The sequence below is a fragment of the Tessaracoccus sp. MC1756 genome (genome assembly GCF_014164735.1).
Classification (GTDB): domain Bacteria; phylum Actinomycetota; class Actinomycetes; order Propionibacteriales; family Propionibacteriaceae; genus Arachnia.
The window spans coordinates 194218-218452 of the sequence record NZ_JACJFZ010000002.1 but is presented as its reverse complement, the minus strand read 5'-3'; the positions used below and the strand labels follow the sequence as shown (position 1 = coordinate 218452).

Genomic DNA, 24235 nt, shown 5'->3' with positions numbered 1-24235 from the left:
CGGAGGCTCACCCCATGACTGCAGTCAAGCTCGACGGTAAGGCCACGGCCGCCGCGATCAAGGCCGAACTCACCGTCCGCGTGGCGGCCCTGCGCGAGCAGGGCGTGGTGCCCGGCCTGGCCACTGTGCTCGTGGGCGCAGACCCCGCCAGCCAGAGCTACGTGCGGATGAAGCACCGCGACTGCGACGAGGTGGGCATCGCCTCCATCCGTGTGGAACTGCCTGAGGACGCGACGGCTGAGCAACTCCGCGAGGCCATCGAGGGACTCAACAACGACCCGGCCTGCACCGGCTACATCGTGCAGTTGCCCATCCCGAAGCACCTCGACGAGAACTGGGCGCTGTCGCTGATCGACCCCGACAAGGACGCCGACGGCCTCCACCCCATCAACCTCGGCCGCCTGGTGCTGAACGAACCGGCCACCCTGCCCTGCACCCCGCGCGGCATCGTCGAACTGCTGCGCCGCCACGGCGTCGAAATCAGGGGTGCGGAGGTCTGCGTGGTGGGCCGCGGCATCACCGTCGGTCGCCCGCTGGGCCTCATCCTGACCCGCCGCAGTGAGAACGCCACCGTGACCCTCTGCCACACCGGCACCCGGGACCTGGCGGCCCATACGCGGCTCGCCGACATCGTGGTAGCCGCGGCGGGGGTGCCGGGCATGATCACGGCCGACATGATCCGCGAGGGTGCCGCGCTGGTGGACGTGGGCGTCAGCCGCGTCGACGGCAAGACGGTGGGCGACTTCGCCCCCGACGTGTGGGACAAGGCCGGCTTCGTCACGCCGAACCCTGGTGGTGTCGGGCCGATGACCCGCGCCATGTTGCTCAGCAACGTCGTGGACCGCGCGGAGCAACTGAATGATCTTCGGCGATAGGCTCGAAGGCCGGCTGAGACGACGGGCGAGGGACCGGCCCGCAGACTCCTACCCTGACAGCCCGTGGGCCCTGTCGCTCACGGTGGCCGTGCTGGGCGTGGGCGTCGTCTTCGCAGCGCTGGGCCGGTGGCGCCTGGCGTCCCTGGTCATCGGGGCGGCGCTGCTGGTGGGCGCCGGGCTGCGTCTCATCCTCCCGCGCATGGTGGCGGGCCTGTTGGTGGTGCGCCGACGCTGGATCGACGTGAGCGTGCTGGCCGTGCTCGGCGCCGCCGTCGTGGCTCTCGCCTTCATCGTGCCGCCGTCTGCCCCCTAGCTCGAGGGGCGGGCGCCCCACAGTTCGCCGGGCCTGCCCTGCATGGGTGTCCAGCCACCTCCGCCGCTGAGGATACGCTGCACCTCCGGCCGCTGATGGAATACCAGTTCGGCCAGTTCACGGTGCATCCCCAACCAGGCCCGCGGCGGCGGCCCATCCGGGAGGGCCTCGAGCCTCCCGCGGAGTAGAGCGAGCTCGGTGACGTTCTGGATGAAGTCCTTGAGCAGCCGCTTTTCCCGCCCAGCTGCTGCCACCATGCGACGGCGCGCGCCGAGGTCGGCGAGCCATCCGGCCTCCAAAGGCGTGATCCAGCCGAAGTGCACGAGCGCGGGGAGTTGGCGCACGACGGTCGCGCGCTCCCGCTGCCTGGCCACCATGCCGACGATCAGCAGGCCGACGAAGACCAGTAGTTCGATGCCCGCGGCGATCAGGAGGCCGCGCATGCCGAGGAGGTCCGTGGAGGAGTTGTGCATGAAGTGCAGCGCGACGGCCAGGCACCAGGCGAGGAACGGCCACCCCACCCGCATGAGGCCCCTGGCGTTGACGCCGGCCCAGATGCCGATCGAGACGATGATGGTCAGCATGGGATGCAGGTAGGCCACCAGGAGGAGCCTGAGGAGGATGACCTCGACGGAGTCGTACATGGTGTCGGGCCTGAGTGCATAGGTGATGTGTTCGATCCACGAGAACCCGAGCCCCACCATTGCGCCGTACACGATGGCGTCGGTGAGGCTGTTGAACTCCGCGCGCCCCCGTCGGGTGCTGAGCAGGACGATCACGAGGAAGAGGCCCTTGGTCGACTCCTCGATGAGCGGCGCGGACACCATGACGGCTGCGTTCTCGGACTGGAGCGAATAGGCCACGACCGTGTTCACGATGCCGCTGACCAGGGCGGAGACGCCGGCTCCCCACACGAAGGCGCCGATGATGAACAGCGGCGGCTCGGGTTCCCACTTGTCGAGCCAGCGCACGAAAGCCACCCCGAGGGCCAGCACGGCGGTGAACGCGAGCACCGCGACGACCGACTGGGTGACCGGCCGGTCGAGGAAGACGAGCAGGCCCAGCAGGGTGCCTGCGCCGCCGACGACGAGGAAGAGCAGCGGCAGCACGACCGCCTGCTTCTTGTGCCGCGCCGCCTGTTGATAGGTGGGGTAGCTCATGGACCCCACCGTATTGCCTGTGCGTGCCGTGCCGCCCGTGCGCTGTTGCCTGCCGGGTGTGTGCTGCGGCTGTGGCTGCGCCTGACCAGAGTGAAGTTGTGCAGCGGACTTCCTGCACAACTTCACTCAGCTCGGGCATTGGGGCGACGAGAGGGTGGGCGTTGTTGAGTTGTGCAGCGGACTCGCTGCACAACTTCACTCAGCTTGGGCGTTGGGACAGCCTCGGCAGGGCGTCATCGTGCGGGACCAACCCCGAGAGACAAGCAGTTGCGCGACGGCACGCGCCACGTTGCACGGATGGTTGACGATGTCGTTCCATCCGATCCGCAGCGTGACGTAGCCACGCAGCGAGTTCTTGTTGTCGCGCTCGAAGTCACGGAAGACGCCGTCTCCGGAGTGGCCGAGCCGTCCGTCGAGTTCGATGACGACGGCGACCTCAACGTAGGCGACGTCGCTGTAGCGGCTGGGCTGCAGGCTCACCTGGCGCACGCCGTCGGGCAGACCGTGGCGCTGCTCGACATCGCGGAAGTAGCGGCGTTCCAGTGCGCTGTGCACGCCGCCTGCGATGTCTCCCAGCGCCTCGACGATCAGCGCCCTGTGCCGCACATGGGGATTGGCCAGCGCGGCGTCGAGCAGTCGGCGGGGCGTGGTCCGTCGGGAGGTCACCGCCCGGGCGAGTTGACTGAACAGCGCCTCGCGCTCGGCCTCGGCGCACATGAGCAGAGCAGTCTGCTCGATCCTCGCTACCGGTGGCTCGCCGCTGGCCTCGATCCGCGGCATCCGATGAAAGCGCCAAGAGCCTCGGTCGACCCGTTGGTGCGGGGTGAGCACGTCGATGCTCGACGGCGGGGCGCAGAGCCCGAGCTTGTGACCTGCCGCCTCGAACCCCAGCGCAGCGTCCGGCCCGCCGAGCAGGACGCCGCCCCACGCGAGACCGTCCCAGGTCGGGTCGGGGGAGAGGGAGTAGAGGCCCCGGGCGAGGGACCACCAGACGTGGTCGTCGAGGAAACGCTGCGTGACGGCGCGGGTGATGCCGGCCGTGGCGGCCTGTTTCGTCGTGAAGACCCCGCCCTGTCCGCGGGCGATGGCAATGAGGTCGGCAGGCATGACGATCTTGTTCATGCCACCACTTATGTTCAGCCGATAGCCCGGCTCCCCATGCCGTCGCGCATCTGTGCATAACCCGGGCCGACGGCGGGTCGGGCGTTGTTGAGTTGTGCAGCGGAGTCGGTGCACAACTTCACTCTGTCGGGCCGGGGCCTCGACGGCGGGTCGGGCGTTGTTGAGTTGTGCAGCGGAGTCGGTGCACAACTTCACTCTGCTGGGCCGGGGCCTCGACGGCGGGTCGGGCGTTGTTGAGTTGTGCAGCGGAGTTGGTGCACAACTTCACTCTGCCGGGGCGGCCGACCCGGCGACCCGACGGCGGGCTCAGATTCATTGACGGCTCACCACTCCTTCCGGAGGCCGCGACCGCAGCTTGCGCCGCGCAGTTACGATGTACGCGTGCAAGAGACCATGACCTCGTCGTCGGAGATCCTCGACCCCGCAAACCCGGGCGGCGACCCGCGACCGGTGCCGAGCAAGCGCCAGCGCTACATCCTCTTCGGCGAGATGCTCGCCTTCGCCATCGTCAGTCTCATCGCGTCGTGGGTGCTGAGCTACGACGCCATCGTGCTGGCCGCCAACCCCGACGCGGACCTGGCCTGTTCCATCAACGAGGTGTTCGACTGCGCCAAGGTCGGCGCCACCTGGCAGGCCAACATCTTCGGCTTCCCCAATGCGTTCCTGGGCATGATCGCCGAACCCGTCGTCATGACGATCGCCGTCGCGTCGCTCTTCGGGGTGCGGTTCCCGCGCTGGTTCATGTTCACCGCCAACGCGGTCTACTTCCTCGGTGTCGTCTTCGCCTACTGGCTCCTCTACCAGTCGTCCTTCGAGATCGGCGCCCTGTGCCCCTGGTGCCTCACTGTCACCGTCGCCACGACGTTCGTGTTCTGGTCCATGACCGCGTGGAACATCCAGGAACGCAACCACTACTTCTCCGCGAAGACCGCCGAGAAGCTGGAGCGTTTCCACCGCAACGGCTGGTTGACCATCTCGTTCATGGCGTGGCTCGCGCTCATCGTAGTCATCGAAATCCTGAAGTTCGCGCCCAAGTTCATCTGAGCCCAGCTCAACTGAGCCCGTGCGCACCGGCCTCCGACGGGGCGGTAGAGTCTCCCTGGTAGGACCTACCGTTCCAAGAGAGGAATGAGAAGTGAGCACTGCAGCTCCCGTCAAGATCGCCGTCACCGGCGCCGCTGGTCAGATTTGTTACAGCCTCCTGTTTCGCATCGCGAGCGGCTCGCTGCTGGGGGACACCCCCATCGAGCTGCGCCTGCTTGAAATCACCCCGGCGCTGAAGGCCCTCGAGGGCGTCGTCATGGAGCTCGACGACTGCGCCTTCGGCAACGTGGTCAACATCGAGATCGGCGACGACCCCGCCAAGGTGTTCGACGGCGTCAACCTGGCCATGCTGGTCGGCGCAATGCCGCGCAAGGCAGGCATGGAGCGAGGCGACCTGCTGTCCGCCAACGGCGCCATCTTCACCGCGCAGGGCAAGGCCCTCAACGACGTGGCCGCCGACGACGTCAAGGTGCTCGTCACGGGCAACCCCGCCAACACCAACGCGCTGATCGCCATGGAGAACGCTCCCGACATCCCGGCCGAGCAGTTCAACGCGCTGACCCGTCTCGACCACAACCGCGCCCTGTCGCAGTTGGCCGCCAAGCTGGGCGTGCCGGTCACCGAGATCACGAACATGACCATCTGGGGCAACCACTCGGCCACCCAGTACCCGGACATCTTCAACGCCAAGGTCAACGGCCAGAGCGCCGCTGAACTGGTCAACGACCAGGCCTGGCTGGAGAGCACCTTCATCCCCACCGTCGCCAAGCGCGGCGCGGCCATCATCGAGGCGCGCGGCCTGTCGTCGGCAGCGTCGGCAGCCAACGCCACGGTCGAGCACATGCGCGACTGGGTGCTGGGCACCCCGGACGGCGACTGGGTCTCCATGGCCGTGCCGTCCGACGGTTCCTACGGCGTGCCGGAGGGCATCATCTCGTCCTTCCCGTGCACCGTGAAGGACGGCAGGTACGAGATCGTCCAGGGCCTCGAGATCAACGAGTTCTCCCGCGCCAAGATCGACGCCTCGGTCGCCGAACTCACAGACGAGCGCGAGGCCGTCACGGCCCTCGGCCTCATCTGAGCTGAACAACAACACACCGGCCCGCCCCCGAATCGGGGGCGGGCCGGTGTGCGTTCAGCCTGTCGGTCAGTGGTCGAGGGCACCTGCCGCGCCGGCGCCGGTCATGGAGCGGACCTCCATCTCGGCGGCCTGATCGGCGAACTGGTTGTGGTCCGGCTTCAGGACGGAGCCCAGCCAACCGAGGAAGAAGCCGGCCGGCACGGAGAAGATGGCCGGCGAATCCCACGGGAACCAGGAGAAGTCGACGTCGGGGAACATCGAGCCGGGGCTGCCCGACACCGCGGGGGAGAAGGCGATCAGCACGATGGCGGTCACCAGACCACCGCTGATCGACCACACTGCGCCCGCCGTCGAGAACTTCTTCCAGTACAGCGAGTAGAGGATGGAGGGCAGGTTCGCCGAGGCGGCGATGGCGAACGCCAGCGACACCAGGAAGGCGACATTCTGCTCCTTCGCGACGATACCGCCCAACACGGCGACACCGCCGATGAGGACCGACGTCCAGCGGGCCACCTTGACCTCCTTGGCCGGGTCCGCCTTACCGTCCTTGAGTACGTTGTTGTAGATGTCGTGCGCGAACGACGCGGAGGCCGTGATCGCCAGGCCCGCCACGACGGCGAGGATGGTCGCGAACGCCACACCCGCGATGACCGCCATCAGGACGGCGCCGCCCAGGTGGTAGGCGAGCGCCGGGGCAGCAGCGTTGGCGCCGCCGGGCATGCCGCGGATGGCCTCGGGGCCGACCAGCCACGCGGCACCGTAGCCGAGCACCATCGTGAACAGGTAGAACGCACCGATGAGGCCGATGGCCCAGGTCACGGAGCGACGCGCCTCCTTGGCGGTGGGCACCGTGTAGAAGCGCATCAGCACGTGGGGGAGGCCGGAGGCGCCGAGCACCAGGGCCATGCCCATCGAGATCAGGCCGATGGGATCGGTGTAGCGCTCCATGGGAGCGAGGAGGTCGAAGGTGGGCAGTTCGGGGTTGGCCGCACCGTCGGACGCGGTCTTGTCGATCGCCGCACCGATGAGGGCCGACATGTTGAAGCCCTTGAACGCCAGCACCCAGATGGTCATGATCAGCGCGCCCGTGATGAGCAGCACGGCCTTGATCATCTGCACCCACGTGGTGCCCTTCATGCCGCCGATGAGCACGTAGCCCACCATCAGCGCGCCCACGATGCCGATGACCAGGTTCTGGCCCCAACCGGAACTGATGCCCAGCAGCAGCGACACCAGCGCACCTGCGCCGGCCATCTGCGCCAGCAGGTAGAAGAAGGAGATGACGAGGGTCGAGGTGGCTGCGGCGGTGCGGACGGGCTTCTGACGCATGCGGAAGCTCAGCACGTCGGCCATCGTGTACTTGCCGGTGTTGCGCAGCGGTTCGGCCACTAGGAGCAGCGCGACCAGCCAGGCGACGAGGAAGCCGACGGAGTAGAGGAGGCCGTCGTAGCCGTACAGCGCCACGGCGCCGACGATGCCGAGGAACGACGCGGCGGAGAGGTAGTCGCCCGCGATCGCGAAGCCGTTCTGGCGGCCGTCGAATTGGGCGCCGCCGGTGTAGAAGTCGCCGGCGCGCTTCTTGCCGCCCTGGCTCACGCGGATCACCACGAACATGGTGATGACGACGAAGCCGGCGAAGATGCCGATGTTGATCAGCGGGTTGCCCAGCAACTGGGTTTCGAGAATGGTCATCGTGAGTGGCCCTCCAGCTCAGTGCGCAGTTCGCCTGCGACGGGGTCGACCTTCCGGGTCATGTAGCGGATGTACAGCCAGGTGATCAGGAACGTGCTGATGAACTGGCCGATGCCGAAGAGGAAGCCCACCGACACGTTGCCGAACACCGGCGTCATCATCAGGTCCTTCGCGAAGATCGAGCCCAGGACGTAGGCGAGGTACCAGACGAGGAACACCACGGTCATGGGGAAGGCGAACGAGCGGAACACCTTCTTGAGATGTTGGAAGTTCTCCGATTGCTGGACCCGGTGGAACTCTTCTGGGGGAATGATGCCCCGGTGGGGCGATGTGACGTCATCCATGACGGATTCTCCTCAGGCGTGGCGCATCGTTGCGCGCCTGCATGCTAGCAATCGGGCAGTTCGTTTGCGTGTATCTGTGATTTATCCCATCACACGGAGCGGGTTGTCCAGGGGGCAGCGCCGGGCATGGGGGACCTCGCCCGCGGGGCACCGCGCCGCATACCGCTAGGCTGAGCGCCATGCATCAGCTCGTCGTCACTCTCGACTGCCCTGATCGCCCCGGCATCGTCCACGCGATCACCGGAGGCATCGTCCAGGCAGGCGGGAACATCACAGAACTCCAGCAGTTCTCCTCCCCGGACACCGGCCGCTTCTTCACCCGCATCCACGTCGAGGACGCAGATCCCGAGGCGCTGTACACCTCCGTCGACACGGCAACCCGGGGCTTCGACGCACGGCTGCGGGTGGACGACGCGACGCGCCCGGTGCGCACCCTGCTGCTCGCCTCCAAGGCCGGTCATGCGCTCAACGACCTGTTGTTCCGGTGGAAGGGCGGCGACCTGCCCATCGACGTCGTCGGCATCATGGCGAACCACGCCGTCCTCGCGCCCATGGCCGCGTTCTACGACGTGCCGTTCAAGCACCGCTTCGTCACCCCCGAGACCAAGCCGGCCTTCGAGGCGGAGATCCGCCGGGTCGTCGAGGAGGAGGACGTGGAGCTGGTGGTGCTCGCGCGTTACATGCAGATCCTCAGCCCGGAACTGTGCGAGTTCCTCGCCGGCCGGGCCATCAACATCCACCACTCGTTCCTGCCCGGCTTCAAGGGCGCCAACCCCTACCGCCAGGCACACACCCGCGGCGTCAAGCTCATCGGGGCCACTGCCCACTTCGTCACCGGCGACCTCGACGAGGGCCCGATCATCGAGCAGAACGTCGTCCGCGTCGACCACACGATGGACGTGGCCAAACTGGTCCGCAAGGGTCAGGCCCAGGAGTCGCAGACGCTGGCCGAGGCCGTGCGCCTCTTCGCTGAGCACCGTGTGCTGACCGACGGTGACCGCACCGTCATCTTCCGCTGACCAGGCCTCCTGTTGCTAGGAGATATCGCCCTCATCGGGCTGTTCATCATCATCGGCGGGGTCTTCGCGGCCGCCGAGATGGCTCTGGTGACCCTGCGGGAGTCGCAGATCCGGCGCCTGTCGCTGAAGGGTAGCCGCGGCCACGCCGTCGAGCGGCTCACCAGCAATCCCAACCTCTTCCTGTCGGCCGTGCAGATCGGTGTGACCATCTCCGGCATGCTGTCGGCCGCCTTCGGTGGCGCCACCATCGGCGCCCGTCTCGTCCCGGTCCTGGTGGGCTGGGGGATGGCGGAGAATGTCGCCGCACCGCTGTCGCTGGTGCTCACCACTGTGGTGATCGCGTACTTCTCCATCGTGGTGGGGGAGCTCACCGCCAAGCGTCTCGCCATGCAGCGCCCGGAGACGTTCTCGCTGGCGCTGGCGCCGCTGGTCTCCGGCATCGCGAGGCTGGCCCGCCCGCTCATCTGGGTGCTCGACATCAGCACCAACTTCCTGGTGCGGGTCCTCGGCGGCGACCCCACCCAGTCGAAGGATGCCGTCACCGACGAGGAACTGAGGGCCATGGTCATCAGCTCCACCACCCTCGGGGTGGAGGAACGCAGCATCGTCGACGAACTCTTCGACGCCGGCGAGCTCAGCCTCCGCGAGGTGATGGTGCCGCGCACCGAGGTGGACTTCCTGCCGGCCGACATGCCCATCTCGCTGGCCTACCGGGAGGTGCGCGGCGCCCCCCATTCCCGCTACCCGGTCACCGACGGTTCCTCTGACCGCATCGTCGGCTTCATCCACGTGCGCGACCTCATGGACGTGGAGGGCGCCGCCCGCTCCGGCGACGTCCGCTCGCTGGCCCGTGACGTGCTCTTCCTGCCCGAGACCGTCAAGATCCTCACCGCCATGACTGCGATGCGCAGCCGAGGCGCCCACCTCGCCATCGTGCGCGACGAGTACGGCGGCACGGCGGGCATCGTGACGCTGGAGGACCTGTTCGAGGAACTCATCGGCGACATCACCGACGAGTACGACCTGGCCGACGGCGATGCGGCGCGCGAGGTCAATGAGGTCGACGGGCTGACCACCATCGAAGAGTTCGCCGAGTTGACGGGCCACGTCATCCCAGAGGGCCCCTACGACACCGTCGCCGGCTACTACATGTCCGTGGTGGGGAAGCTGCCGGTGCCGGGCGGCCTGATCAACGTCATGCTGGAACCCGTGCGGAACTCCGCCGGGGCGCGCGCCGCCTGGTACACGCTCGAGGTCCGCGAGCTGGACGGCCGACGCGCCGCGTGGTTCACGTTGCGCCGCGAGGCGGCTGCGGAGCCACAGCAGGAGAGCTCGGCGCCGCACCAGGAGGGGGACCCGGATGCCTGACGACGGCATGGGGCTGCTCACCGGGCCCCGCGTCGAGCCGCTGCTGCGCGCCGCCGTCGAGCATCAGGGCGGGAATCTGGTGAGCTGGTCGCTCGACCACGTCGACGCCGCGCCGGAGCATTCCACCACCGCCACCTACCTGGCGCAGATCCGCTGGCCCCACGGTGAACGCACGGAGCTGCTCGGGGTGAGCGCCCGCACGGGGGAGTTGTCCGCGTCGGACGCGCGCGCGGAGATCTTCGACGACGGCAACCGCCGCGTCGCCGTGTGGCTCTACCCCAACGACCCGGACCTGCTCGGGCTCCCGACGGCGGCCTTCCCGGAGAAGATGGCAGAGGCCCTCAACGCCGGGGGAGTGCTGGCGCGTCCGGTGACGGGTGGCCAGCTGTCGTTGTCGATGATCGGCTACCGGCCCCGCCGACGCGCCGTGGTGAAGGTGGTCGTGAACGACCCGCACATGGTATTCTACGTCAAGGTGCTGCGCGAGAGGCTGTTCGCGGACGTGCTGGCCAAGCACACGATGCTCCGCGATGCCGGCATCCCCGCGCCTGAAGTGGCACTCGCCACCCCTGACCACCTCCTCGTGACCCGCGAACTGCCGGGCATGGCGCTCGCCAGGGCGCTCTTCGAGCCCGGCGATCCCTGCACCGCCGAGGACCTGATCGGCATCCTCGACGCGATGCCGCCCGCCGTCGCCCGGTTGGAACGTCGCGCCCCCTGGGCCGAGGCCGTCGGTCACTATTCGCGGATGGTGTCGGCCACGCTGCCCGACGCGGGGGACGAGCTCGCCTGGATGACCGACGAGATCACCAAGAGGCTCGCCCTCTTTCCGCCCGGCGACGAGGCCACCCACGGCGACTTCCACGAGGGTCAGTTGCGCGTCTCGGAGGGCCGGATCGTCGGCATGCTCGACGTCGACACCATCGGGCCCGGCAGACGGGCCGACGACCTGGCCTGCCTCATCGGACACCTCTCCACCATCCAGCGGATGAACCCGGAGCAGGAGGGCAAGGTGCGCGATCTGTTGGCGCGCTGGGTGCCGGTGTTCGACCGACGCGTGGACCCCGTCGAACTGAGGCTGCGGGCCGCCGCCGTGATCATCTCGTTGGCGACGGGTCCGTACCGCAGCCAGGAGGTGGACTGGCGGCAGCAGACACTGCAGATGATCCGCTCCGCGGGCGCCCTGGTGCGCCAGGTGGTGTGATCCAATCCGCGATTGTTGCGTATCTATAACGATCAACTGCAGCGCAACAAATGTCCCAGCCACGGAGCGGTATTGTCGGGTTGCCCCACTGAAACCGGACCAACAAGGAGGATCTTCGTGAAGAAGTCCCTGCTCAGCCTCGTTTCGGTCGCTGCGGCCAGCGCTCTCGCGCTCGCCGGCTGCGCCGAACCGCCCGCCACCACCGAACCCGGCACGGAAACTTCCGCGGCCGTTGAGACCAGCGCCGAGGAAAGCCCTGGCACGGAAGAGAGCCCCTCGACGGAGCCCTCGACCGACGCGTCGGCCTCGGCCAGCGCGTCCGGCAGCGTGGACGCCGCAGACTTCACCGCCTGCATGGTCTCCGACGCCGGTGGCTTCGATGACAAGTCCTTCAACGAGACGGCCTACAACGGCCTCATGCGCGCCAAGGACGAACTCGGCATCGCCACCAACCAGATCGAGTCCAACGCCGAAGCCGAGTACGCCGGCAACGTGCAGGCCATGATTGACGCCAACTGCAACATCATCGTCACGGTCGGCTTCGCTCTCGCCAACGCCACTGAGGCCGCAGCCAAGCAGAACCCCGAGACGAACTTCGCGATCGTCGACTATGGCTCGTTCGAAGGCGTCGACAACGCCAAGGGCCTGCTGTTCAACGCTGCTGAGCCCGCGTTCATGGCCGGCTACCTCGCCGCGGGCATGAGCCAGACCGGCACCGTCGGCACCTTCGGTGGCGCCAACTACCCCACCGTTTCCATCTTCATGGACGGCTTCCACGAGGGTGTCAACTACTACAACGAGGCCAAGGGCGCTTCCGTCAAGGTCATCGGTTGGGACGAGGCCAAGCAGGACGGCCAGTTCATCGGCGGCAACAACCCGTTCGGTGACATCCCCGGTGGCAAGAACACCGCCAACACCCTGATCGCTCAGGGCGCTGACGTGCTCCTCCCCGTGGCCGGCCCCGCCGGCATCGGCGCTCTCCAGGCCGCCCAGGAATCCGGTGGCAAGGTCAACGCCATCTGGGTCGACACCGACGGCTACGAGTCCGCTCCTGAGTACGGTGCTCAGATCATGACGTCCGTCGAGAAGGGCATGGACGTCGCAGTGTTCGAGGCCATCAAGTCGGCCCTCGAAGGCAGCTTCTCCTCCGAGCCGTACGTCGGCACCCTGGAGAACGGTGGCGTTCTGCTGTCCGATTACCACGACTTCGACAGCAAGATCCCGGAGGAACTCAAGGCCGAGGTCGAGCAGGTCAAGGAAGACATCATTGCCGGCACCATCGAAATCACGTCGCCCAGCCAGCCCTGAGCTTCGCTGAGTTGACCCAGGGGAGGGGCGCAACGGCGCGTCCCTCCCCTTTCTTCGCACCGTCCCACAGGGTTTCGGCGCCGCCCTCAGGCCGCGCCGTCCTCGACCCGCTACGCTACGAACCACGCCGCACCAGGCGAGGGGAGGAACTCCGACGTGACAGTAACCACCGCGCAGGCACCGACGCTGACGCTGGACCACATCACCAAGCGATTCGGATCGCTGACGGCCAATGACGCCATCACCGTGGACATCACGCCGGGGCGCATCCATTGCCTCCTGGGCGAGAACGGCGCCGGCAAATCGACGTTGATGAACATCCTCTTCGGGCTCCTGCAGCCGGACGAGGGCGAGATCCGGATGGGTGATGAGGTGCTCAACCTCACCAACCCGAAGCACGCCATGGCCAAGGGCATCGGCATGGTGCACCAGCACTTCATGCTGATCCCGGTCTTCACCGTCGCGGAGAACATGGTGCTCGGCCGCGAACCCGGCAGCGGGGGCCTCCTCGACATCAACTCCGCCCGCAAGGCGGTGCGCGAACTGAGCGAGCGCTACAACATGTTTGTGGACCCCGACGCGCTGGTCGAAGACCTGCCGGTGGGCATCCAGCAGCGCGTGGAGATCCTCAAGGCCCTCGCGGGCGGCGCGCAGTACCTCATCTTCGACGAGCCGACGGCGGTGCTCACTCCGCAGGAGATCGACGAGCTGATGCTCGTGATGAAGGCCCTCCGCGACGAAGGCAGGGCGATCGTCTTCATCACGCACAAGTTGCGCGAGGTGCGCCAGGTCGCCGATGACATCACGGTCATCCGCCGCGGCAAGGTCGTCGGCAAGGCGGAGCCCGGCGCCTCCGAGGCCGAGCTGGCCACCATGATGGTGGGCCGTTCGGTGTCGCTGAAGGTGGACAAGAAGCCGGCGGAGCCCGGCGAACCCCGCCTCACGATCAATGAATTGACGGTGGCCGCCCCGTCGGGTCAGGTCGCCGTCGACCACCTCAGCCTGGATGTGCGCGGCGGCGAGATCGTGTGCATCGCCGGCGTGCAGGGCAACGGCCAGACCGAACTCGTCGAGACCCTGCTCGGCACCAGGACGGCGCTCAGTGGCACCGCCACCCTCGACGGCGTGGACATCACCCGCGCCAAGCCGGCGAAGACCATCAAGGCGGGCCTCGGCTACGTGCCGGAGGACCGGCACCGCGACGGCTTCATCGGCGAGTTCTCCATCGCGGAGAACCTCGTGCTCAACAACCTCGACGAGTTCTCCCGCGGCGGTTCGCTGCAGCTGAAGAAGATCGCCGACAACGCCGTCGCCCGCATCGAGGAGTTCGACATCCGCGCCGGCTCGCACACCCAACCGGTGCGCTCGCTCTCGGGCGGCAACCAGCAGAAGGTGGTGCTCGCCCGCGAGCTGTCGCGCGACCTGTCACTGCTCGTCGCCAACCAGCCCACCCGCGGCGTGGACGTCGGCGCGATCGAGTTCCTCCACACGCGCATCGTGGAGGAACGCGACCGCGGCACCGCTGTGCTGCTCGTGTCCACGGAGCTGGAGGAAGTCGAGTCCCTCGCGGACCGGATCGCCGTCATGTACCGCGGCAAGATCGTCGGCATCGTGCCGCCGGACACCCCGCGCAATGTACTCGGCCTCATGATGGCCGGCATCAGCCACGAGGACGCACTCGCCACGATCAAGGAGGCCGGCAATGAGTGACAAAGTGAAGGCACCCCGTCCGGCGTGGGTCACCTCCACCATCATCACGGTGGCGTCGCTGATCCTCGCGTTCATCGTCGGCTCGTTCGTGATGGTGTTCACCGACGCCGAGGTCGCCTCCACGTGGGGCTACTTCTTCTCCAGGCCCAGCGACGCGCTCGCCGCCTCGTGGGACAAGATCTCCGCCACGTTCTACGCGATGTGGGTCGGCTCCATGGGCTCCTGGGTGGCCATCACCAACACGACGGCGGAGGCTGCGCCCCTGATCTGCGCGGGCCTCGGTGTCGCCGTGGCGTTCCGCGCCGGCCTGTTCAACATCGGCGCCCAGGGCCAGGCGATGCTCGGCGGCCTGACGGCCGCCTTCATCGGCTTCAGCATCAAGGGCCTGCCGATCTTCATCCACCTCCCGTTGGCCATCGTCGTGGGCATCGTGGCGGGCGCCATCTGGGGCGGCATCGTCGGCCTGTTGAAGGCGAAGACCGGCGCGCACGAAGTCATCGTGACCATCATGATGAACTACATCGCCGGTTCGTTCCTGGCGTTCCTCATGCTGCAGCCGGCGTTCCAGACGCCCGGCCGTGCAGACCCGATCTCGCCGGTCCTGGAGTGGACCGCCACGCTCCCGCGCCTGGCCGGTACGCGGCTGCACCTGGGCTTCTTCCTGGCCATCGCGGCGGCCATCGTCTGCTGGTGGCTGCTGGAGCGCACCAAGTTCGGCATCCACCTGAAGGCGGTGGGCCTGAACCCGAACGCCGCCGCCACCTCGGGCGCCAGCGTGGCCAACGTGACCATCCTCACCATGGCCCTCGCCGGTGGCCTCGCAGGCCTGGCCGGCGTCCAGGCCGTCACCGCCCCCGAGCTCCTGACCGGCACGCCCACCCAGATGACCGGCACGATCATCGGCACGTTGGGCTTCGACGCCATCACCGTGGCACTGCTCGGTAGATCGAGACCACTGGGAGTGGTGCTCGCGGGCCTGCTGTTCGGTGCCCTCAAGGCTTCGCGCCGCACGATGGTCACGATGGCCAACACGCCGGACAAGCTGACAGACCTCATCCAGGCCCTCGTCGTGCTGTTCGTGGCCGCGCCCGCGTTCGTCGCGTGGCTGCTGCCGTTCCTCAACGAGCGCAAGACCAAGCGTCGTTCCGTTCCTGTCGCGAAGGTGGCTGAAGCATGAGCACCCAGACCCTGCCCATCCCGGACAGCGACCTGCGCCTCGTCAAGAAGGTCGAGTCGCCGGAGGCGAAGGCCCAGCGACTCTCCACCGGCACCCTGATCGCCGTCATGGGCGTCGCGCTGTTGGTCATGGCGTTCACCGTCAACAAGTCCGGGCGGATCGCCCTGTCCGATGCCTTCTCCGAGGTGCAGTTGCCCACGCTGGAACTGCCCGGCACCGCCACGGTCCTCATCGCGGCCCTGCTGGTACTCGGCGCCGGTATCGGCTACCTCACCGGGAAGCTCAGCGGCAGGATGCGCACGCTGGCGGCCGTGGTCGCCGGCCTGGGCATCGTCGTCGGCTTCCTGGTGTGGGCCGCGGCCAGCTCACCGCTGCCGTTCACCCTCACCAGCCAGCTGAACCTCACGCTCGAATACGCGACGCCGCTGTTCTTCGGCGTGCTGGGTGGCGTGCTGGCGGAGCGGGCGGGCGTGGTGAACATCGCCATCGAGGGCATGTTCCTCACCGCGGCGTTCTCGGCCTCGCTGACCTACAGCATGACGCAGTCGTTCGTCGCGGCCCTGTTCGCGGCCGCGTTGGCCGGCGTCATGATGGCCGGGATCCTGGCGCTGTTCACGCTGCGTTACCTGGTGGACCACGTCATCATCGGCGTCGTCATCAACGTGCTGGCCACGGGCCTCACGGGCTTCATCTACCAGCAGTTGGTGGCCAAGGACATCGCCACCTACAGCAACGTGCGGCCCATGCTGCCCATCCGGATCCCTGGCCTGGCGGACGTCCCCTTCCTCGGGCCCATCCTGTTCACGCAGCGACCCCTCACCTACATCGCGTTCGTCGCGGTGCCGCTGGTGTGGTTCCTGCTGTTCCGCACCAAGTGGGGCCTCCGGGTCCGCTCGGTGGGCGAACACCCGCACGCTGCAGACACCGTCGGCATCAACGTGCTCTGGACCAAGGCCTCGGCCGTGCTGCTCGGCGGCGTGTTCGCCGGCATCGGTGGCGCGTACTTCACCATCGGCTCGGTGGGGTCGTTCCAGGACAACAACCCGACGGCGGGCAACGGCTTCATCGCGCTCGCCGCGGTGATCATGGGCCGCTGGCACCCCGTCCTCGGCGCATTCGTCGCCCTGTTCTTCGGCTTCGCCCGCGCGCTGGCCCAGAACACGAAGCTCATGCAGCTTCCCATCCCCAGCGACTTCATCGAGATGCTGCCGTACCTGGCCACCATCATCGCCGTGGCGGGCCTCGTCGGACGCGTGCGGGCCCCTGCCGCAGACGGCGCGCACTTCATCAAGAGCCACTGATGACGAGCATCGACTGGGAGGCGCTGCGGGCCACCGCCCTCAGCGTCATGACCCGCGCCTATGCGCCCTACTCGAGGTTCCGGGTGGGGGCGGCGGCGCTGGTGGACGACGGGCGCGTGGTGAGCGGCTGCAACGTGGAGAACGCCGGCTACGGCGTCACGCTGTGCGCAGAATGTGGGCTGATCTCGGACCTCGTCGCCGGTGGGGGTGGGCGCCTGGTGGCGTTCACCTGCGTCGGTGGGGAGACGCGCGGCGAGGTGATCACGCCGTGCGGACGGTGTCGCCAGCTGCTCTTCGAGCACGGCGGCGCAGACCTGCTGATGGAGACCCCGGCGGGCATCGTGACCTTGGCGGAGATGTTGCCGCAGGCCTTCGGCCCCGCCAACCTCACCTGACCGCACGCCTCCCGCGGCGCTGCCGCTGGTGTGCGACGCAACGGGAGGACCGACGCGTCTACTGGTACGACACGAGGTGGGGCAACGGCTCGACCTGCGCCACCGTCTGCTGAGGCGTCAGCATGGGCAGGTCCTCGTCCTCGAAGTTCTTCCAGCCGAGGAACACGTTCTGGGGGAGGTCCTTCAGCAGCGCCTGCCAGGTGGCCTGCTTCGCCGGCTGGCCGCCCTGCCCGTCGGCATGCATGAGGTACTGGATCTCCGGGCGGCTGGTGTCGAGCCGCTCCCTGCCGATGACCATCCGGGGCTGGAACTGGTGCAGGACGAGCACCTTCGACGGCAGGTTGTTGTCGCGCACCAGGTCTGCCAGCCAGGTGCCCACGGCGTTGACCTCTTCGATCGCCACCTGCCCGATCTGACGCAGGTGCACCTGGTTGGGCTTGAGGCGCCACTCCGGATCGAGCGCCAGACCCACCGACGGGCGGCGGAGCAGTTCCTCGTACAGCTTGGCCTGCGTGAGGAAGTCGACGCGGCCGGGCTGGAGGTCGATGATGACGTAGATGTCGTTGGCCTCAGCGGCCTCGATCCACGGCATGATCGTCTCGATCGGTGTGCGGTTCGAGTAGGAACCGTCGGCCGTCTTCGACGCCGAGGCCACCGTGACGATGATCTCGAACGCCCCGATGACCTTCTCGTCGGGCAACAGTTGCTGGTATTCGGCGACGAGGGCGTTGACCCGGGTGACCGCCTGGGCGGGTGGCTGTTCGCCCAGCATGCCGAGCACCGGGGCCGTGGGGTGTCCGTAGAGCGCGACCATGCGTCGGCCCGGGAACGGGGTGGTGCCGCCGCCAGGCAACTCGGCCACCTGCGGGGTGGGCGAGGGCTCGGGGGAGGGGCTGCTCGGCTCCGGCGACGGGCTGGGCGACGCTGAAGCCGACGGGCTGCGGGGAGCCGTGGCCGGCGAGGCCGACGTCGGGCTCTGGGACGGGGGTGTCTCCGGCGAGCCTTCGTCGGTGCAACCCGTCGCCAGGGCGAAGCCCCCCGCTGCGGTTCCCGCGATCAGTGCTCTTCTGTTCAGCGCAGCCATTGCTACAGCTTGCCACGGATCGGGAGCAGCTCCCCGGCCTTGCCCGGTAACCTGAGCCCATGCTGAGCCTCGACGACTTGCGCGCGCTACCCAAAGTTGCGCTCCACGATCACCTCGACGGAGGGCTGCGCCCGGAAACCGTCATCGAGCACTGCGCAGCCAACGGCCACGAGCTGCCGACGACGGATCCGGAGGGTCTGCGCCGGTGGTTCTTCGAGGCCGCAGACTCCGGCTCGCTGGTGCGCTACCTGGAGACGTTCGCACACACGGTCGCCGCGATGCAGACCGCCGAACAGCTCGAGCGGGTGGCGCACGAGTTCGTCGTCGACCAGGCCGAGGACGGCGTCGTCTATGCCGAGGCGCGCTGGGCCCCCGCGCAGCACCTGGCCAAGGGGCTGACGCTGCAGCAGTCGGTCGAGGCGGTGCGCGACGGCTTGGCCTCGGGCATGAGGGCGGCCGCGGCGTCGGGCCACGCCATCGTCGCGCGGCAGATCCTCACCTCGCTGCGCCAGGACGACCCCACCGTCGAGATCGCGCAACTGGCCATCGACAACCGTGACGACAGCGTCTGCGGGTTCGACATCGCCGGAGCGGAGGACGGCTTCCCGCCGTCGCGTTTCGAGGGCGCGTTCCGGCTGCTCAAGAAGCACAACATGTTCTTCACCATCCACGCAGGCGAGGCCTTCGGGCCGCCCTCGATCTGGGAGGCCGTGCAACTGTGCGGCGGCAACCGCCTGGGCCACGGCGTGCGGATCGTCGAGGACCTGACCATCGAGGAGGACCGCGTGCGGTTCGGTCGGCTGGCGGGCTACGTGCGTGACGCCCAGATCCCGCTCGAGGTGGCGCCGTCGTCGAACCTCCAGACCGGCATTGCGGGGGAGATGAAGGACCATCCCATCGACCTACTGAAGGGCCTCCAGTTCAACGTGACCGTTAACTGCGACAACCGGTTGATGAGCGACACCAGCATGTCGCGGGAGTACCTCAAGCTGGTGGAGACCTTCCACTGGGACCTCGACGACGTCGAGAAGACCACAGTGGGTGCGATGCGCGCGGCGTTCCTGCCGCACGACCAGCGCGAGTCCATGATCCGCGAGGTCATCCGCCCGGCCTTCGCCGCCGCCCGCTGACGGCGAAAGGCCGGGACTGCTGGATCCACCGAAGGATGGATGCCTGCCGGGGGAAACCTGTGAGCGGAATCGCGACGATGGATACATGCTGAATCGACTCTTCCTCTCCGCCGGAACCTGGACCGCCCTCGGACTCGCCTCGGGCCTCTACTGGCGCGAAATGACCAAGATCAACGAGTTCACCGGCGACACCATGCTCTCGACCGCCCACACGCATGCACTGGCGCTCGGCACCCTGGTGTTCCTCGCCATCCTTGCGCTGGCCAAGGTGTTCCCCATCGCGGAGAAGAGCGCCAAGCTCTTCACGCTGCTCTACAACATCGGCCTCGGCTTCACGTTCGGCTCCATGGTGGTGAAGGGCACCCTCCAGGTGCTCGAGGCCCCCATCGCCACCTCCGCCATGTGGCCCGGCTTCGCGGGCCTCGGTCACATGATCCTGACCGGCACCTGGGTGTACTTCTTCGTCATCCTCGGCAGGGCGCTGAAGGCCGACGCCCGCCAGCCGCTGGACACCGCTACCGTGGAGGCGTGACGACCCCTTCCCGACGTGCCCACGTGGGCGTGGCTCGCGCGCCCAGGTGGTCGGCGTCCTGGTGGCTGCGGTTCGGTCAGGCGGTGCTGTTCATCGGCCTGCTGATCATCGCCAGCCTGCTCCCCGACGGCGGCGCGGCCGTGGTGGTCGCCTGGCCCATTGCGCTGCTCACCCTCCTGGTGTTCGTGCTCGGGTTGCAATTCGTCGACCGGCTGGGCACCGTTGGCCTCACCGTGTGGATGGGCATTCTGTTCGCCCTGTCGGGGTGGACGATGTGGATCTCCCCGGCGTATCTGTGGATCGCCTTCCCTCTGTGGCTGCTGGGGGCGGCGCTCCTGCCGCTCCTGACCTCGCTGCTGCTGACGGCGGTTTCGCTCGCGATGATCGTCACGGTGCTGACCATGGCCGGTGGTGGCACCATCGGCTCCGTGCTGGGCCCGCTCTCCGGGGCGCTCATCGCCGTGGGGTTCTCCCGAGCGGTGCTGAAGTTCGAACATGAGGTCTCGGAGCACCGCCGGTTGCTCACCGAGGTGCTTCTCGCCCACGAGGAGACCGCGCGCCTGCAGCGCGAGGCCGGTCAGCTGGCCGAACGCACCCGGCTCGCCCACGACATCCACGACACCTTGGCGCAGGGTTTCTCCTCCATCGTGCTCCTTGCCCGGGCTGCGGGCCGTAAAGCAGCCGACGACCCGGCCCGGGACCTCATCGCCCAGATCGAGGCCACGGCGACTGAGAACCTCGCGGAGTCACGCCGCGTCGTCTACGCCTTGGCCCCCGAGGAGGCCGGTGCAGGGGGCCTCGCCGCACCGCTGCGTCGCCTGACGGCGGAGGTGGCCGAAGCACTCGGAGCGCAGTGGGACGTCACCGTCGACCCCGAGCTGCCCCGGCTCGCCACGTCCACTGAGGTGGCGCTGCTGCGCGCGGCGCAGAACGCGTTGGCCAACGTGCGCCAGCACTCGCGGGCCGGCCGCGTCGGCGTCGAGCTGGCCCGCGCAGGGGACCACGTCCACCTTGACGTCGTCGACGACGGCATCGGGTTCGACCCGGCCGTCACGGTGGAGCGCACCATGAACGGGGGCTACGGGCTGCGCGCTCTCCGCGAGCGCCTCGCAGACCTGGGCGGTGAGCTCACCGTCGAATCGGAGCCGGGAGGTGGCACGGCCGTCACCGCCCGCCTGCCCCTCGTGCGGGCGGACGAGGCGTTGCCATGATCCGGGTACTGCTGGTGGACGACCATCCGGTGGTGCGGTCCGGCGTCGCGGCGCTGCTGAGCGGGGCCGACGCCATCGAGGTGATCGGGTCCGCAGCCACGGGCGAGGAAGCACTGCGGCTGGTGGACGAGTTGTCGCCCGACGTGGTCCTCTGCGACCTGAGGCTGGGAGAGGGACTCGACGGCGTGGGCGTCACCGAGGCGGTCAGACGCCGGCCCCGCCCGCCGGCGGTGCTGATCCTCACCACCTACGACAACGACTCCGACATCGCCAGGGCCGTCCTGGCCGGGGCCGCGGGGTACCTGCTCAAGGATGCGCAGCCCGAAGACATCATCGAGGGCATCGCCGACGCAGCTGCCGGGCGGCTGGTGCTCTCGCGCGACCTCGAGGTGCGCGTCGTCGAACGGATGTCGCAGGGCGTGCCCGCCGTGAGTGCGCGGGAACTCGACGTGCTGCGTTTGGTTGCCGAGGGCAGCACCAACCGAGAGATTGCCAGGCAGTTGTTCATCTCCGAGGGCACCGTGAAGACGCATCTGGTGCACGCCTTCGGAAAACTGGGGGCTGATTCGCGTACCGCCGCGGTCGCTGCGGCGCGCCGGCACGGGCTCCTGAACTAGCGCGCGATCCAAGTCCGGAAAGCCCTTGCGTCCTTGCGCACCTACTGTATATAGTGGATATATACAGTAAGGAGCTGGTCGTGACCCTCGACATCGTGATCTCCAACACCAGTGGAGAGCCGATCTACGAACAGATCAAGCAACAACTCAAGGCGGCCATCCTCCGGGGCGACCTGCCGGAGGGTGACGCCCTGCCATCGATCCGCGGCCTCGCCCGCGACCTCCGGGTGTCCGTGATCACGACCACCCGCGCCTACTCAGACCTGGCGCAGGAGGGGTTCGTGACCAACGTGCCGGGCAAGGGCTCGTACGTGCTGCCCCGCGACACGGACCTCGTGCGCGAACAGATCCTGCGCGAAGTGGAGACCCACTTCGCCGACGGTCTGCGGAAAGCGCGCCTGGCCGCCCTCACCCCAGCCGAGCTCCACGCGGTGCTCGACGCACTCATCGAACAGGAACTGTGATGACTTCACGAGACCTCACCTCGGCCCCCGACGCGGAGTTCGCGCTGCGGGGAGTGACCAAGAAGTACCCGGGCTTCGCGCTCGGACCCCTCGACCTGGTCGTACCCCGCGGCTTCGTCATGGGCCTGGTCGGCGCCAACGGCGCGGGCAAGACCACGGCGATCAAGGTCGGCCTCGGGATGGTGCACCCCGACGAGGGTCGCGCGCAGGACGTCGACAGGACCAGGTTGGGGGTGGTGATGGATTCCGCGCCGTACCCGGCCCTCTGGAAGGTGCGCGACGTCCACCGCGCCCTTGCGCCGTTCTATCCCCGGTGGGACCAGGCCAGGTTCGACGAACTGCTGGGCTGGGCCGGCATCGACGAGAAGAAGTGCATCAAGGAACTGAGCCGCGGCATGTCGATGCGCCTGCAGCTCGCCGTCGCCCTCTCGCACGGCGCGGAACTGCTGGTGCTCGATGAGCCGACCAGCGGCCTCGACCCGCTGGCCCGGCGCGAACTGGTGGACATGCTGGCGGAGTTCATGACCGATGAGCGGCACTCCGTACTGTTCTCCACCCACATCACCACCGATCTCGACCGGGTGGCGGACTACATCACCCTCCTCCACAACGGCCGGGTGCTGACCAGTGGTACGCGCGATGAACTGGTGGAATCGTTCCGCACGGTGCGCGGTGCCAGATCACACCTCGACGACGTGCGCGGCCTCGTACGCGGCCTCCGCCTGCACGACGCGGGGTGGGAGGGCCTCATGGCGACCGAGCACACCGTCGCCCTCAACGGTTCCGCCGCGGTGGAGGAACCGAGCCTCGACGACATCATCGTCGCGTTCGCGAAGGAGAACTGACATGACGAACCTGTGGTCCATGATCAAGCTCGACCTGCGGGCGGTGTTCGGGGGCAACGTCCGGACGCTCGCCTTCCTCGGTCTGGTCCTGGTTGCGGCGGCCCTGTTCGGGGGCACCGCGATGGGCGTGCCCATGGCAGCGACGGTCGCGTCCGTCCTCTCGCTGAACGTCTTCACGGCAGACTCGCTCCATGGCCTGACCCGGCTGCACGGCTCCCTGCCCGTGGCTCGTCGCACGGTGATCACGTCGCACTTCCTGGTGGCTCTGGGGCTGATGCTCGCGATCGTCGCCGGTGCGGTGACGCTGGCCGCGCTGGGGGACACGGTGCGCGGTGAGCCGAGCGACGCGCTCCTCAACGGGTTGCTCCTGTTCGGCGTGCTGAGCATCGTGATCGCCGCCCAGTTCCCCTTCCAGGTACGCTACGGGCACCAGACCGCGCGCGTGATCCTGATCGCCCTGATGGGAGTGGTGGCCTTGGGGTTCCTGTTCGTGGCCACCGTGGGCGCCACATTCCTGGAGGGGCTGGAGACGGGATCTGCGGAGGGCTCGCTCACCGTGTTCCCGTGGCTGGTGGCGGGCATCGCCGTGGTCGTGTGGGTGGTCTCCTACGCCGTCAGCCGAAGGATCTACGAGCGTCAGGACCACTGAGTCGCCCGGCACTGGCGCTAATGTCGTGCCATGACTGAGCCGAACGCCCCCGTTGCACCCGTTGCCGATGTCAAGGACTGGACCTGGGTCACCACCCGGGCCTGTCCTGAGTGCGGCTTCGATCCCGCCACGGTGTCGCCGGAGGACCTGCCCACGCTCATCCTGGGCGCGGCCGAGCGGTTCGAGGTCGCCGTCGAGCGGAGGGGCGCGGAGGAGCGTCCGTGGCCGGAGACGTGGTCGCCCATCGAATACGGGCAGCACGTGGCGGACGTCATGGCGGTCATGACGGAACGTCTGGGCCTGATCCTCGACAGCGACGGCGCGGGCACCGAGTTCGAGGACTGGGACCAGGACGCCGCCGCCGTGGAGAAGGAGTACTGGAAGGCCAACGGCCACGCCACCGCCGTCCTCATCAAGGAACGGGCCGAAGCCGCGGCGAAGGCGTGGGCCGAGCCCGTCGGGGAGCAGTGGTCCTGGGCGGGGCTGCGGGGTAACGGCTCCGAGTTCACGGCGCAGTCACTGGGCCTGTACTTCGCGCACGACCTGATCCACCACCTGCACGACGTCGCCGGCTGAGTCGCCTGCGGGTG

The 24235-nt window shown here is 68.1% G+C and carries 25 protein-coding genes; 20 read left to right on the top strand and 5 right to left on the bottom strand.

The annotated features are described in order from the left end of the window. Positions 1-14 precede the first annotated feature (14 nt). Both H5393_RS06340 and H5393_RS06335 read left to right on the top strand, forming a co-directional pair. Positions 15-875: a bifunctional methylenetetrahydrofolate dehydrogenase/methenyltetrahydrofolate cyclohydrolase gene (locus H5393_RS06340; protein WP_182765945.1), complete on the top strand. Its 861-nt coding sequence runs from the start codon at positions 15-17 to the stop codon at positions 873-875. Further along, positions 859-1188, top strand: a complete 330-nt coding sequence (locus H5393_RS06335) for a DUF3017 domain-containing protein (protein ID WP_182765944.1) — start codon at positions 859-861, stop codon at positions 1186-1188. Before H5393_RS06340 ends, H5393_RS06335 begins: the two co-directional genes overlap by 17 nt. Here the strand turns inward: H5393_RS06335 and H5393_RS06330 are convergent. Both H5393_RS06330 and H5393_RS06325 read right to left on the bottom strand, forming a co-directional pair. Continuing rightward, a complete protein-coding gene (locus H5393_RS06330; protein WP_182765943.1) occupies positions 1185-2348 on the bottom strand; it encodes a PrsW family intramembrane metalloprotease in 1164 nt (387 codons plus the stop codon). The genes H5393_RS06335 and H5393_RS06330 overlap by 4 nt on opposite strands. Positions 2349-2543: 195 nt before the next feature. Continuing rightward, positions 2544-3470: a type IV toxin-antitoxin system AbiEi family antitoxin domain-containing protein gene (locus H5393_RS06325; RefSeq protein ID WP_182765942.1), complete on the bottom strand. Its 927-nt coding sequence runs from the start codon at positions 3468-3470 to the stop codon at positions 2544-2546. A 381-nt stretch (positions 3471-3851) separates the two neighbouring features. Between H5393_RS06325 and H5393_RS06320 the strand changes: the two genes are divergently transcribed. Together H5393_RS06320 and H5393_RS06315 are read left to right on the top strand one after the other, a co-directional pair. Then, a complete protein-coding gene (locus H5393_RS06320) occupies positions 3852-4514 on the top strand; it encodes a vitamin K epoxide reductase family protein (RefSeq protein WP_370585943.1) in 663 nt (220 codons plus the stop codon). Between the two features lie 91 nt (positions 4515-4605). After that, on the top strand, positions 4606-5595 hold the full coding sequence (locus tag H5393_RS06315) for a malate dehydrogenase (RefSeq protein WP_182765941.1): 990 nt from the start codon (positions 4606-4608) through the stop codon (positions 5593-5595). 66 nt (positions 5596-5661) lie between these two features. Here the strand turns inward: H5393_RS06315 and H5393_RS06310 are convergent, their stop codons facing one another. Then, complete coding sequence (locus H5393_RS06310; protein WP_182764534.1) at positions 5662-7287, bottom strand: cation acetate symporter; 1626 nt, start codon at positions 7285-7287, stop codon at positions 5662-5664. Further along, entirely contained in the window at positions 7284-7631 is a 348-nt protein-coding gene (locus H5393_RS06305) for a DUF485 domain-containing protein (protein ID WP_182764533.1), read from the bottom strand. Before H5393_RS06305 ends, H5393_RS06310 begins: the two co-directional genes overlap by 4 nt. A 170-nt stretch (positions 7632-7801) precedes the next feature. Here H5393_RS06305 and H5393_RS06300 point away from each other — a divergent pair, with 170 nt between their 5' ends. The 8 genes from H5393_RS06300 (at position 7802) to H5393_RS06265 (ending at position 17113) form a co-directional block, all read left to right on the top strand. Continuing rightward, a complete protein-coding gene (locus H5393_RS06300) occupies positions 7802-8650 on the top strand; it encodes a formyltetrahydrofolate deformylase (RefSeq protein ID WP_209455254.1) in 849 nt (282 codons plus the stop codon). A 9-nt stretch (positions 8651-8659) separates the two neighbouring features. Further along, positions 8660-10018 carry a hemolysin family protein gene (locus H5393_RS06295; protein WP_370585872.1) on the top strand — a complete coding sequence of 453 codons (1359 nt, stop codon included), beginning with the start codon at positions 8660-8662 and terminating at the stop codon, positions 10016-10018. Then, on the top strand, positions 10011-11222 hold the full coding sequence (locus tag H5393_RS06290; protein ID WP_182764531.1) for a phosphotransferase: 1212 nt from the start codon (positions 10011-10013) through the stop codon (positions 11220-11222). The genes H5393_RS06295 and H5393_RS06290 overlap by 8 nt, the downstream gene beginning before the upstream one ends. Before the next feature lie 117 nt (positions 11223-11339). Then, a complete protein-coding gene (locus H5393_RS06285) occupies positions 11340-12530 on the top strand; it encodes a BMP family protein (RefSeq protein ID WP_182764530.1) in 1191 nt (396 codons plus the stop codon). Between the two features lie 156 nt (positions 12531-12686). Beyond that, complete coding sequence (locus H5393_RS06280; RefSeq protein WP_083665696.1) at positions 12687-14240, top strand: ABC transporter ATP-binding protein; 1554 nt, start codon at positions 12687-12689, stop codon at positions 14238-14240. Beyond that, entirely contained in the window at positions 14233-15417 is a 1185-nt protein-coding gene (locus tag H5393_RS06275; protein ID WP_182765940.1) for an ABC transporter permease, read from the top strand. The genes H5393_RS06280 and H5393_RS06275 overlap by 8 nt, the downstream gene beginning before the upstream one ends. Beyond that, positions 15414-16718, top strand: coding sequence for an ABC transporter permease (locus H5393_RS06270; RefSeq protein WP_182764527.1), 1305 nt, complete (start codon positions 15414-15416; stop codon positions 16716-16718). Before H5393_RS06275 ends, H5393_RS06270 begins: the two co-directional genes overlap by 4 nt. Further along, positions 16718-17113, top strand: coding sequence for a cytidine deaminase (locus tag H5393_RS06265; RefSeq protein ID WP_182764526.1), 396 nt, complete (start codon positions 16718-16720; stop codon positions 17111-17113). Before H5393_RS06270 ends, H5393_RS06265 begins: the two co-directional genes overlap by 1 nt. Positions 17114-17171: 58 nt before the next feature. Here the strand turns inward: H5393_RS06265 and H5393_RS06260 are convergent, their stop codons facing one another. Further along, on the bottom strand, positions 17172-18197 hold the full coding sequence (locus H5393_RS06260; protein ID WP_182764525.1) for a hypothetical protein: 1026 nt from the start codon (positions 18195-18197) through the stop codon (positions 17172-17174). 59 nt (positions 18198-18256) lie between these two features. Between H5393_RS06260 and H5393_RS06255 the strand changes: the two genes are divergently transcribed. From H5393_RS06255 to H5393_RS06220, 8 genes are all read left to right on the top strand, one after another. After that, positions 18257-19327 carry an adenosine deaminase gene (locus tag H5393_RS06255; RefSeq protein WP_182764524.1) on the top strand — a complete coding sequence of 357 codons (1071 nt, stop codon included), beginning with the start codon at positions 18257-18259 and terminating at the stop codon, positions 19325-19327. A gap of 85 nt (positions 19328-19412) precedes the next feature. Next, positions 19413-19859 (top strand): DUF2871 domain-containing protein, encoded by a 447-nt coding sequence (locus H5393_RS06250; RefSeq protein WP_182764523.1) that lies wholly within the window; start codon positions 19413-19415, stop codon positions 19857-19859. Next, positions 19856-21070 (top strand): sensor histidine kinase, encoded by a 1215-nt coding sequence (locus H5393_RS06245; protein WP_182765939.1) that lies wholly within the window; start codon positions 19856-19858, stop codon positions 21068-21070. The genes H5393_RS06250 and H5393_RS06245 overlap by 4 nt, the downstream gene beginning before the upstream one ends. Beyond that, entirely contained in the window at positions 21067-21687 is a 621-nt protein-coding gene (locus H5393_RS06240; protein WP_182765938.1) for a response regulator transcription factor, read from the top strand. The genes H5393_RS06245 and H5393_RS06240 overlap by 4 nt, the downstream gene beginning before the upstream one ends. A gap of 80 nt (positions 21688-21767) precedes the next feature. Then, positions 21768-22151, top strand: a complete 384-nt coding sequence (locus tag H5393_RS06235; RefSeq protein ID WP_182765937.1) for a GntR family transcriptional regulator — start codon at positions 21768-21770, stop codon at positions 22149-22151. Continuing rightward, positions 22151-22996, top strand: coding sequence for an ABC transporter ATP-binding protein (locus H5393_RS06230; RefSeq protein ID WP_182765936.1), 846 nt, complete (start codon positions 22151-22153; stop codon positions 22994-22996). The genes H5393_RS06235 and H5393_RS06230 overlap by 1 nt, the downstream gene beginning before the upstream one ends. A 1-nt stretch (position 22997) precedes the next feature. Further along, on the top strand, positions 22998-23645 hold the full coding sequence (locus tag H5393_RS06225) for an ABC-2 transporter permease (protein WP_182765935.1): 648 nt from the start codon (positions 22998-23000) through the stop codon (positions 23643-23645). 30 nt (positions 23646-23675) lie between these two features. Further along, positions 23676-24221 carry a DinB family protein gene (locus H5393_RS06220; protein ID WP_182765934.1) on the top strand — a complete coding sequence of 182 codons (546 nt, stop codon included), beginning with the start codon at positions 23676-23678 and terminating at the stop codon, positions 24219-24221. Positions 24222-24235: the final 14 nt, after the last annotated feature.